At 63.6% G+C, this 10,580-nt stretch carries 11 protein-coding genes; 8 read left to right on the plus strand and 3 right to left on the minus strand.

Annotation, left to right across the window (positions count from 1 at the left end; genetic code table 11):
* Positions 1-161: 161 nt before the first annotated feature.
* The 8 genes from QWY79_RS10570 to QWY79_RS10605 all read left to right on the plus strand — a co-directional run bounded on the left by QWY79_RS10570 (position 162) and on the right by QWY79_RS10605 (position 7,573).
* On the plus strand, positions 162-827 hold the full coding sequence (locus tag QWY79_RS10570) for an ABC transporter permease (protein WP_141318414.1): 666 nt from the start codon (positions 162-164) through the stop codon (positions 825-827).
* A 42-nt stretch (positions 828-869) separates the two neighbouring features.
* Positions 870-2,030, plus strand: coding sequence for an ABC transporter ATP-binding protein (locus QWY79_RS10575; RefSeq protein ID WP_290272518.1), 1,161 nt, complete (start codon positions 870-872; stop codon positions 2,028-2,030).
* Between the two features lie 4 nt (positions 2,031-2,034).
* On the plus strand, positions 2,035-2,766 hold the full coding sequence (locus QWY79_RS10580; RefSeq protein ID WP_290272520.1) for an ABC transporter permease: 732 nt from the start codon (positions 2,035-2,037) through the stop codon (positions 2,764-2,766).
* A gap of 72 nt (positions 2,767-2,838) precedes the next feature.
* Positions 2,839-3,720 carry a glycine betaine ABC transporter substrate-binding protein gene (locus QWY79_RS10585; protein ID WP_290272522.1) on the plus strand — a complete coding sequence of 294 codons (882 nt, stop codon included), beginning with the start codon at positions 2,839-2,841 and terminating at the stop codon, positions 3,718-3,720.
* Positions 3,721-3,790: 70 nt separating this feature from the next.
* The gene (locus QWY79_RS10590; protein WP_290272524.1) at positions 3,791-4,672 is read left to right on the plus strand and encodes a glycine betaine ABC transporter substrate-binding protein; all 882 of its coding nucleotides are present in this window, start codon (positions 3,791-3,793) and stop codon (positions 4,670-4,672) included.
* A 58-nt stretch (positions 4,673-4,730) separates the two neighbouring features.
* Positions 4,731-6,038, plus strand: a complete 1,308-nt coding sequence (locus QWY79_RS10595) for an MmgE/PrpD family protein (protein ID WP_290272526.1) — start codon at positions 4,731-4,733, stop codon at positions 6,036-6,038.
* Positions 6,039-6,106: 68 nt separating this feature from the next.
* The gene (locus QWY79_RS10600) at positions 6,107-6,949 is read left to right on the plus strand and encodes a nitrilase-related carbon-nitrogen hydrolase (protein ID WP_290272529.1); all 843 of its coding nucleotides are present in this window, start codon (positions 6,107-6,109) and stop codon (positions 6,947-6,949) included.
* A gap of 105 nt (positions 6,950-7,054) precedes the next feature.
* On the plus strand, positions 7,055-7,573 hold the full coding sequence (locus tag QWY79_RS10605) for a gluconokinase (protein WP_290272531.1): 519 nt from the start codon (positions 7,055-7,057) through the stop codon (positions 7,571-7,573).
* A gap of 103 nt (positions 7,574-7,676) precedes the next feature.
* On the opposite strand, the gene QWY79_RS10610 is transcribed toward QWY79_RS10605, so the two are convergent.
* Genes QWY79_RS10610 through dgoD form a run of 3 tightly spaced genes read right to left on the minus strand, consistent with a single transcriptional unit; the run spans position 7,677 to position 10,420 of the window.
* Positions 7,677-8,582 (minus strand): 2-dehydro-3-deoxygalactonokinase, encoded by a 906-nt coding sequence (locus QWY79_RS10610; protein ID WP_290272533.1) that lies wholly within the window; start codon positions 8,580-8,582, stop codon positions 7,677-7,679.
* Positions 8,579-9,253, minus strand: a complete 675-nt coding sequence (locus tag QWY79_RS10615) for a 2-dehydro-3-deoxy-6-phosphogalactonate aldolase (protein WP_290272535.1) — start codon at positions 9,251-9,253, stop codon at positions 8,579-8,581. The genes QWY79_RS10610 and QWY79_RS10615 overlap by 4 nt, the downstream gene beginning before the upstream one ends.
* Positions 9,254-9,271: 18 nt before the next feature.
* Positions 9,272-10,420, minus strand: a complete 1,149-nt coding sequence (gene dgoD, locus QWY79_RS10620; protein WP_290272537.1) for a galactonate dehydratase — start codon at positions 10,418-10,420, stop codon at positions 9,272-9,274.
* Positions 10,421-10,580: the final 160 nt, after the last annotated feature.

Genomic DNA, 10,580 nt, shown 5'->3' on the forward strand with positions numbered 1-10,580 from the left:
CAGCCGGCAATTCGTGTCATTGCGCATCGTCATCCATACCGCTACAGCGCTTTGCTAAGCTAGCTCTTCATGAAGCGCCCGGCGACCACGACACATGGCGGCTCCCCGGGCCGACAAGCGGCTATGCTTGTTTCAGAATCGTCGCGGCAAGGAGACTCCATTTGGAATTGATTCAATACGCCCTGGATAACCTCGACCTGCTGGGCTCGCGAATGCTCGAGCATATCGCCCTGGTCGGTGTGGCCGTGGGCATTGCCACCGTGACCGGAGTGCCCATCGGGATTGCCATCACCAAGAACGAGCGGCTGGCCAAGAGTGTGCTCTATGCCGCCTCGATCATCGTCACCATCCCCTCCATCGCGCTGTTCGGCATCATGATCCCGGTGCTGTCTCTCATCGGTCAGGGCATCGGCTACCTGCCGGCCGTGATTGCCGTGCTGCTCTATTCCCAGTTGCCGATCATTCGCAACACCTACACGGCGATCAACAACGTCGACCCGGCGCTGCGCGAAGCCGCACGCGGCATCGGCATGAGCCAGAACCAGCGCTTGCGCATGGTCGAGATCCCGCTGGCCGTGCCGGTCATCATGGCCGGGGTGCGCACTGCCGTGGTGCTCAACATCGGCGTGATGGCCATCGCCGCCTACATCGGCGCCGGCGGTCTGGGTACCTTTATCAGCCGCGGCATTTCGCAGTCCGACCCGCGCCAGCTGATCGTCGGCGCCATCGCCGTCAGCCTGCTGGCGATTCTCGTCGATTACGCGCTGCTGGCGTTGCAGAAGCGTCTGACGCCGCTGGGCATGGAACGTGCCGCCGAAACAGCCTGACTGCACTCCTCGTCCACCGGCTCACCGTTCAAGGAAGCGTACATGATTCAACTGGATAACCTGACCAAGGTCTTCGACACCCCCAAGGGGGCCGTGACCGCCGCCGACAATATCAGCATGGAAGTCGCCGCCGGCGAGATCTGCATCCTGCTCGGCCCCTCGGGCTGCGGCAAGACCACGACCCTGAAGATGATCAACCGCATCATCCGCCCGTCTTCCGGCCGGGTCTTCATCAACGGCGAGGACACCACGGACCTGGACACCCAGACCCTGCGTCGCAACATCGGCTACGTCATCCAGCAGATCGGCCTGTTCCCCAACATGACCATCGAGGAAAACATCTCGGTGGTTCCCAGGCTGCTGGGCTGGGACAAGACGAAGTATCGTGAGCGGGCCCGCGAACTCATGGACATGATCGCGCTGGACCCCGATGCCTTCCTCAAGCGCTATCCAAGCGAGCTTTCCGGCGGCCAGCAGCAGCGGATCGGTGTGGCCCGTGCGCTGGCCGCGGACCCGCCGGTGATGCTCATGGACGAACCCTTCGGGGCCATTGACCCGATCAACCGCGCCGTCATCCAGGACGAGTTCCTCAAGATGCAGGAGGCCCTCCAGAAGACCATCATGTTCGTCAGTCACGACATCGACGAAGCGATCAAGATGGGCGACAAGGTCGCGGTCTTCCGCGAAGGCAAGCTCATCCAGTACTCCACCCCCGATGACCTGCTGGCGGCGCCGCGCAATGCCTTCGTCGAGTCCTTCCTCGGCGAAGACCGCACGCTCAAGCGCCTCAACCTGGTCCGGGTACGTGATGTCGTGAGTGACGAGATCGGCACGGTCTCGCCGGGCGATACCCTGGAGACAGCCCTGGCGCGCATCGACGACTTCGGCTATCAGAACGCCATTCTGGTGGTCAACGACAAGCGTCAGCCGCTGGGCCTGATCACCCGTGCCCTGGCGCGCACCACCCGGGGCTATTGCCGCGATCACGTGCAGAAGGTGCCGGCCACCGTCTCGCTGGACGACGACCTGCGCAAGGTGGCCTCACAGATGTTCGCCCAGGACATCACCTGGCTGCCCTGCGTGGACGACCAGGGACGCGTCTGCGGCCAGATCACCCAGCGCGCCATGACACATTACCTGGGCTCGCGCTTCCGCCCCCGCTCGAGCGACGAACGACAGTCCGACGCCGCGACCGAGGAGTGAGCCGATGCCCATACAGAATCTGAAAGGGGTGCTGCGCCTGCTGCTGCTCGCCGCCATCTTCTTTGCCGGCGTCTGGAGTCAGTCCAGCGGGGTCATCGACGATTTCATCTTCTACCTGCCGGACGTGCAGTATCTCGCTGTGCAACACCTGTGGTTGACCGCCATGTCCGGTGGTCTGGCGATTGTGGTCGCCATCCCGCTCGGCGTGGTGCTGTCGCGCCCCAGCATGGCCAGGGCCGCCGAGAGCCTGATGCAGGTGCTCAACGTCGGCACCACCATCCCGACCCTGGCCGTGCTGGCCCTGTCGATGAGCTTTCTCGGCATCGGCACCGTACCGGCGGTGTTCGGCCTGTTCGTGGCCACCCTGCTACCGATCGCGCGCAATACCTATGCCGGCCTGAAGGGCGTCTCGCCGGCCCTGATGGAAGCCGCGGCCGGCATCGGCATGTCGCCGACCCAGCGCTTGCTCAAGGTCGAGCTGCCCAACGCGCTCTACGTCATCTTCGCCGGTATTCGCACGGCCCTGACGATCAACGTCGGCACCGTGCCACTGGCCTTTTTGATCGGCGCCGGCGGACTGGGCGAGCTCATCTTCACCGGCATCGATCTTTATGACCCGGTCATGATGCTGTCCGGTGCCATTCCCACGGCCCTGCTGGCCATCGTGGTCGACGCCCTGATCGCCCTGACCGCTTTCCTGATCGTCCCGCGCGGAGTCAATCCATCCCGCGCCTGATCGCCCGCAAGTTCGCAAAACCTCGAGGTTCGCGGACATTGCCGAACAAGACCGTCACCCAAGGAGAATCCCATGAAAAAACTGATGACAACGCTCACCGGCCTGGCCCTGGCAGGCAGCATGGCCAGCGTCCAGGCGCAGGAAATCGTCGTGGGCGGCAAGAACTTCACCGAGCAGCAGATTCTCGCCAGCATGACCAGCCAATACCTGGAGGGCCTCGACTATGAGGTCGAATCCCGCGCCGGCATGGGCTCCGCCGTACTGCGCCAGGCTCAGGAAAATGGTCAGATCGACCTCTACTGGGAGTACACCGGCACCTCGCTGATCAACTACAACGACGTCACCGAATCGCTTTCGCCCGAGGAAACCTACCAGCGCGTCAAGGAGCTGGATGGCGAGAAAGGCCTGGTGTGGCTGGAACCCTCGGCGGCCAACAACACCTATGCCCTGGCCATGCGCGAAGAGAGTGTCGAGGAAACCGGCATCGACTCGCTCTCCGCGCTGGCCACTGCCATCAACGACGACGAACAGCTGTCATTCGCCATGAATGCCGAGTTCTATGCCCGCGAGGATGGCTGGCGTCCCCTGCAGAGGGCCTATGACTTCCGCGTGGGACGTGGTGACGTCAAGCGCATGGACTCCGGCCTGGTCTACCAGGCACTGCGCGACGGCCAGGTGGACGTCGGCCTGGTCTTCGCCACCGATGGGCGCATTCCGGCCTTCGACTTCCAGGTGCTGGAAGACGATCAGAACTTCTTCCCGGCCTATGCCCTGACGCCGGTGGTGCGCCAGGAAACCCTGGATGCCCACCCGGACCTGGCCGCGCAGATGAACGAGCTCTCTTCGCTGCTCGATGACGAAACCATGGCAAGTCTCAATGCCAGCGTCGATGTCGACCGAGAAACCATCGAGGACGTCGCCGCCGACTTCCTGACCGAAAACGATCTCTTGTAATGGATGTGAGTCGATCGCCCGCCGCAGAGAGCGGCGGGCTCCATTCCCCATACCCAGAGGACATCTCGTGATGCGCTTGATCACTGCGCTGCTATCAACCGCCATGCTGACCGCCACGCCCGCCATGGCCATCGCCGATCCCATCACGGTCGGCGGCAAGAACTTCACAGAACAACTCATTCTGGCCAGCATGACTTCCCAGTACCTGGAAGCTGCCGGTCACGAGGTCGAAATGCGTGACGGTATGGGCACCTCTGTGCTGCGTCAGGCGCAGGAAAATGGCCAGATAGACCTCTACTGGGAGTACACTGGCACATCACTGATCAGCTACAACAAGGTCACCGAAGACCTATCACCGGAACAGGCCTATGAGCGCGTCAAGCAGCTGGATGGGCAGAAAGGCTTAGTGTGGCTCGATCCATCCGAAGCCAACAACACCTATGCCCTGGCCATGCGCAAGCCTCAGGCCGAGAAGTTGGGTATCACCAGCATTTCCGATCTGGCGGATGTCATCAATAACGGCACGGAGTTGGTGCTGGCCTCCAACGCCACCTTCTACTCGCGTGATGATGGCCTGCGCCCAATGCAGGAAATGTATGGCTTCGAGTTCGGCCGACGCAATGTCAAACGCATGGATCAGGGCCTGACACTCACATCGCTGGACCAAGGCGCCGTGGATGTCGCCATGACCACCGCGACGAATGGGCGAATCCCCGCACTCGACCTGCGCGTGCTGGAGGACGACAAGCAGTTCTTCCCCGACTATGCCCTGACTCCGGTGGTGCGCGAAGAGACCCTGGATGCCCACCCGGACCTGGCCGCGCAGATGAACGAGCTCTCCTCACTGCTCGATGATGAAACCATGGCAAGTCTCAATGCCAGCGTCGATGTCGACCGCGAAACCATCGAGGACGTCGCCGCCGACTTCCTCAAGGAGAATGAGCTGCTCTGATCCCCCCGGGGAGCCATGGTCCGGCTCCCCGTTTTTCCATGCGCCAACAGGCATCATCATGACAAGCTCCCCGGACCCACTCGACTGGATCCTCGACTTCCCCCTGAATGACCTTCCGCCGGCCTCCCTGGCCAGAGCCCGACATTACCTGCTTGACCTGCTCGGCGTTGCCGCCGGCGCCACTCGCACGCCATTGGCCGAGCATGCCCGCCGTTTTGCGACTGCTCAGCACGGCGGCGACCGCCCCCTGCTGTTTTCCGAGGGTCGCGCGTCACCCACCGGCGCGGCCCTGCACGGTGCGTGGTTGATCGATGCACTGGATGCCCACGACGGCCAGGTTCTGACCAAGGGGCATGTCGGCGTCGCCCTGCTTCCCGGCCTGCTGGCCTTGCCGGAAATCGAGCAGTGCTCCGGCAGGGAATTTCTGGGTCTGATGGCACTCGGCTACGAGGTCGCAACGCGAGCCGGTATCGCCCTGCATGCCACCAGTCCCGACTACCATACCTCGGGCGCCTGGAACGTGCTCGGCGTCGCTGCTGTCGCGGGTCGCCTGATGGGCCTGGACCGAACCCGCCTGCATCATGCGCTGGGTATCGCGGAATTCTACGGTCCGCGCAGTCAGATGATGCGCTGCATCGACCATCCGACCATGCTCAAGGACGGTTCCGGCTGGGGCGCCATGACTGGCATATCCGCGGCATTGCTGGCCCGCGACGGCTTCACCGGTGCGCCGGCCCTGACCATGACAGCGCCTGAGGTGGCCGACATCTGGCAGGACCTGGGTGAACGGGAATACCTGCACGAGCAGTACCTCAAGGCGTACCCGGTGTGTCGCTGGGCCCAACCCGCAGTGGAAGCCGTACTGTCCATGCCAGACCCGTTGCCGAACCCCGCCGATATCGCGCACGTCGACATCCTCACCTTCCACGAAGCCCGGCGATTGCATGTCGTGCACCCGGAGACCACTGAGCAGGCACAGTACAGTCTGCCATGGTCGGTGGCATGCGCCCTCTGCCGCGGGACGGTGGATGCGGACGCCGTGACCCATCTGGCGGTCGACGACATCAAGAGACTCGCTTCGCGAATCGAGATCACCGAGTGTGAGGACTTCAACGCCTGCTTTCCCGCAGAGCGCTGGGCCCAGGCAAGACTGCATCTGAGCGATGGTCGTACTCTCTCCAGCCAGCCTTGCGAGGCTCTGGGCAATCCGCACAATCCCTTGCCCGAGCAGGACGTCCAGGACAAGTATCGGTCACTCGCCGAGCCTGTGCTGGGCGACCGCAGCGAGCCGCTGCGGGAGGTCGTCAGCGGCCTGGAAGAACGCCCTCTCACGGACCTGCTGTCCCTGCTGGGGCCAGCCTCCTGACACGACTTGTGCCCGAACAGGGTGGCTGGGAAGATACCTTCGTCTTCTTCCCCTGCCAGGAGCTTCGCATGCATTATCAGGACGACCTTCATGTTGCCGCCGCTCAGATCAACGCCGAGCTCGGTGCGGTGGATACCAATCTGGAGACTCACCTGAGCGTCATCGACGATGCCCGCCAGAGCGGCGTCGAGTTGCTGGTGTTCCCCGAGCTCTCGCTGACCGGTTACGGGCTCGGCGCCGATGTCATGCGCGTGGCCATGCCCCTGGAAGATCCGCGGCTGCGGCGACTGGCCCATGCCGTGGGCGACATGCAGGTGGTGGCCGGCTTCGTCGAGGAGGCCAGCCCGGGGGAGTACTACAACGCGCTGGCCATCATGCAGCATGGCGAACTGGTCGCCGTGCACCGCAAGCTCAACCTGCCCACCTATGGTGGCCTGGAGGAAGGCAAGTGGTTCACGCATGGCTCGGACCTCACCCACGCCGACATCCGCCCGGGTTGGTCCGCCACCCAGTTGATCTGTGCCGACCTGTGGAATCCGGCGCTGGTACATGCCGCCTTGCTACCGCGCCCCACCGTGCTCTGCGCGCCCATCAACTCGGCGTCGGGCATCGTCAGCGACGACTTTTCCAATGAGCAGAACTGGGCCCTGAACGTGCGTTTCTATGCCATGACCTATGGCACTCCGGTAATCATGGCCAACCGCTATGGCCCGGAAGGCGCCAGCCACTTCTGGGGCGGCTCGCGTATCCTCGGCCCGGGCGGCGAACTGCTCGCCACGGCCGACGATCGGGAAACCCTGGTCGCGGCACATCTGTCGCGAACCGCCATCGCCAAGGCACGCTTCGAGCTGCCGACGCATCGGGATGCCGACACTCCCCTGGTGCGCGACCTGATGGCAGGCTATCGATGACACACGGCAAAGGCCGCGGCACATCTCGTCTTCCACACTCCCCTTCATGCCTTGAAAAGTGTTAAAATCGCGTCAATTAATTGTGGCCAAGACAGCGATTGACGCATGAATGACACGGCAAAAAGCATTCTCGTGATGGGCGTTTCCGGTTCGGGAAAGTCTCATCTAGGCCGCCAGCTAGCCGCGGCACTCGATGCCACCTTTCTGGACGGTGATGATTATCACAGCCTGTCCAGTATCGAAAAAATGTCGCAGGGCCAGCCCCTGACCGACGAGGATCGGGAAACCTGGCTGACCACACTGGCCGGCCTCTATGCCGACTACCACAGGCGGGGCGAAACGCTTGTCATCGGTTGCTCAGCACTCAAGCACCGTTACCGTGACAAGCTGCGCGCCGCCACGCCACGACTGGATATTCTCTATCTGCACGGCGAGCGTGACACGCTGCTGCAGCGTCTCGACAAGCGCGGGGGGCATTTCTTTCACGGTTCTCACATGCTGGACAACCAGCTGGCCACCCTGGAAGCCCCCGACGAGAGCGAAGCCTTTCGCGGTGATATTCGCGATACGCCGCGCGATATCGTGACGGCCTTCCTGGCCGATCTCGACAGGAATCCAGCCTGAAAACCCGGACATAATGCCGCAAAAAGGCGACCCTCGAGAGTCGCCTTTTTTCTCACCCGGATGCCGTCATTTTCACGGACTCATCAAACCGACTGGCGCCGATTCAGCAGACTTTGTCATGGCGCGATGCCAGCGCACAAAGCCCCGCCAGGGTGGCATCATCGCTGGACACCTCGCTGACCTCGGCACCGGCCCACTCGAGCGCCATGCGGTAGAGGGAGTTCAAGGCCGTCGAACCGACCAGGGTGACCGGCGTTGCCTGCCAGCGATGCCGCTGGGAGAGCACCTCACTCCCGACCAGGACACCGGACAGGAAGCCACTGATGGCATCCGCGGTCAGGTCCGCGTACAGGGTTCGACTGCGCGCCTCGAATAACGCATGCAGCACACCATCCGGGTGCGTGGCGGTGCTCAGCCCCTGTCGAAAGCCCGCGTCATCGAAGTCGGCACGCTCTCGGGAAGGCTCACCGGGCAGCGTATGAAAGCGCACGGCATGAAACAGCTCACCGGTCATCAGGGTGGTGAAATCCACCAGCTGATGCCCGTTCACCTCGACCCACTTGCTGTGCGTGCCCGGCAGGCAGCAGAGCCCAGAATCGCGACCCTGCAATGCTAACGCGCCAAAGGCCTGAATTTCCTCGCCCCGCATGACGTCGACATGATCCTCGCGCACGACCTTGAGTCCAGGCACGATCCACGCATTATCGAGACCGGGCGCGGGTACGACCTGCTCAGCCAGTTCAGCGGCCGAAGCCGGTACCGGCAATTGAGGCGCCTCACACCAGCCTCGCGCCGAACCGACCATGCCGGCGAGGTAGACGGGCACTTGCCCGCCTTCGCGCCAGCCGCCCACCTGAGCCTGGCAATAATGCGGAAACTCCGCACTGCTCAGGGAGCGCAAGCCGGCGTCGGAGCGATGGCTATCCAGACAGGCCCCGCTATTGCGGTCGACCAGAAAGGCCCGAAAGTTGCTGGTTCCCCAATCGATGGCGATCAAGCGCTCGCTCATGGCGCCGGCTCCCGGCGCTCGTGCCCCGGCCCTTCAAGACGCCGCCACTCCGCGACCAGCTCGGTGGCAATCGCCGCCACGTCATCGGCGGAGCGCCCCGGCTTGTAGAGATTGCTGCCGAAGCCGAAACCGCGCACGCCGACGGCATGCCACTCGGCCATGTTGCCACGCTCGACGCCGCCCACCGCCAGCACCGGCAGGTCCGGCGGCAGGATAGCGCTGATATCCTTGAAGTAGCCGGTACCCAACCGCGCCGCCGGGAACAGCTTGAGCGCCCGCGCCCCGGCACGTGCAGCGGCCAGGGCTTCGCTGGGCGTCATGCAGCCGATCAGCGGCGCCAGCCCCTGCCCGGCCCCGGCGCGGACCACCTCGGGGTCGCTGTTGGGGGTGACCATCAGCGGTGCCCCGAGCCGCGCCAGATGCTCGGCATCGGCCACATCCAGCACCGTGCCGGCGCCGATCAGGACCGAATCCGGACAATGCGCCACGGCACGCTCGATGCTTTCCCAGGGCCGCGGTGAATTGAGCGGAATCTCGATCAGGCGAAAGCCGGCATCGACCAGGGCGTCGCAGACACTTTCCACTTCTTCCGGGGTGATGCCGCGCAGGATGGCCACCAGCGGCAGCGTTTCCAGCGCCTCATCCAGGGTCTTGCGTTGTATCTCGTTCATGGCGTCATGCCCTCTGCGTCACCATTCGGCGATGGAACCATCTTCATGGGTCCAGACGGGATTGCGCCAGCGATGGCCGACTTGTGCCCGCTCCTCGACGAAGGCTTCATCGATCTCGACGCCCAGGCCGGGCCCTTCGGGAATCGCACAGAAACCGTCCTCGATCGTCAGGGCCGACTTGTCGACCAGATAGTCGAGGACGTCGTTGTCCTTGTTGTAGTGGATGCCCATGCTCTGCTCCTGGATGAAGGCGTTGTGGTTCACCGCATCCACATGCAGGGAAGCCGCCAGGGTCAGGGGGCCGAGCGGACAGTGCGGCGCCAGGGCCACGTCATGACAGGACGCCAGGCTGGCGATCTTCATGCCCTCGCTGATGCCGCCACAGTGCGAGAGGTCCGGCTGCACCACATCGATCATGCCCTGAGCCAACAGGTCACGGAACTCGAAGCGGGTGTGCAGGCGCTCACCGGTGGCCAGCGGATAGCCCAGCCCGCCGGCGATGTTCGCCAGGCATGGCAGGTGTTCGGGCGCCACGGGCTCCTCGACGAACATCGGATGATAGGGCTCCAGCTCACGCAGCAGCGCCTTGGCCATCGGACGATGCACCCGGCCATGAAAGTCGATGCCGATGCCCACGTCCGGCCCCACGGCATCACGCGCCTCGACCACGCGCGCGACCGCTTCATCGACCTTGCGATGCGAGTCGACGATAGCCATTTCCGGTGTGCCGTTCATCTTGAAGGCCGTGAAGCCCTGATCGACCAGCGCCCTGGCGCCCTCGCCCACGTCCTGAGGGCGATCACCGCCGGTCCAGGCGTACATGCGCATCCTGTCACGCACGCGCCCGCCCAGCAGCTGGTGCACGGGCACGCCCAGGTCACGCCCCTTGAGGTCCCAGAGCGCCTGATCGATACCGGCAATGGCGCTCATCAGGATCGGCCCGCCGCGATAGAAGCCGGCGCGATACAGCATGTTCCACAGATGCTCGATACGATGCGGGTCTTCACCGACCAGATAGTCGGAGAGTTCATGCACCGCCGCCTCGACGGTGGCGGCGCGACCCTCCACCACCGGCTCGCCCCAGCCATAGACACCTGCATCGGTCTCGATCTTGAGGAACAACCAGCGCGGCGGCACCTGCCAGGTCTTGAGTCGGGTAATCTTCATAGAGTGCTATCCATTCCAATATCACGTCTGTCACGTCGAAAAGCAGGCCGAAACCGCACCGTCATTCGCCTGCGCAGCCATGCCAATCATCCAACAAGCCACATCGACAGGTTCGGCCAGAACAACAGCGCAAACAGCACGCAGAGTTGCAGGGCGATGA

The organism is Halomonas sabkhae (assembly GCF_030409265.1).
Classification (GTDB): domain Bacteria; phylum Pseudomonadota; class Gammaproteobacteria; order Pseudomonadales; family Halomonadaceae; genus Halomonas; species Halomonas halmophila.

Bases quoted from the DNA above. Each gene is read 5' to 3' on its own strand.
- QWY79_RS10585 (WP_290272522.1), top strand. From the start codon at position 2,839: ATGAAAAAACTGATGACAACGCTCACCGGCCTGGCCCTGGCAGGCAGC.
- QWY79_RS10615 (WP_290272535.1), bottom strand. From the start codon at position 9,253: ATGAACGAGATACAACGCAAGACCCTGGATGAGGCGCTGGAAACGCTG.
- dgoD (WP_290272537.1), bottom strand. From the start codon at position 10,420: ATGAAGATTACCCGACTCAAGACCTGGCAGGTGCCGCCGCGCTGGTTG.
- QWY79_RS10605 (WP_290272531.1), top strand. From the start codon at position 7,055: ATGAATGACACGGCAAAAAGCATTCTCGTGATGGGCGTTTCCGGTTCG.
- QWY79_RS10600 (WP_290272529.1), top strand. From the start codon at position 6,107: ATGCATTATCAGGACGACCTTCATGTTGCCGCCGCTCAGATCAACGCC.
- QWY79_RS10575 (WP_290272518.1), top strand. From the start codon at position 870: ATGATTCAACTGGATAACCTGACCAAGGTCTTCGACACCCCCAAGGGG.
- QWY79_RS10610 (WP_290272533.1), bottom strand. From the start codon at position 8,582: ATGAGCGAGCGCTTGATCGCCATCGATTGGGGAACCAGCAACTTTCGG.
- QWY79_RS10595 (WP_290272526.1), top strand. From the start codon at position 4,731: ATGACAAGCTCCCCGGACCCACTCGACTGGATCCTCGACTTCCCCCTG.
- QWY79_RS10590 (WP_290272524.1), top strand. From the start codon at position 3,791: ATGCGCTTGATCACTGCGCTGCTATCAACCGCCATGCTGACCGCCACG.
- QWY79_RS10580 (WP_290272520.1), top strand. From the start codon at position 2,035: ATGCCCATACAGAATCTGAAAGGGGTGCTGCGCCTGCTGCTGCTCGCC.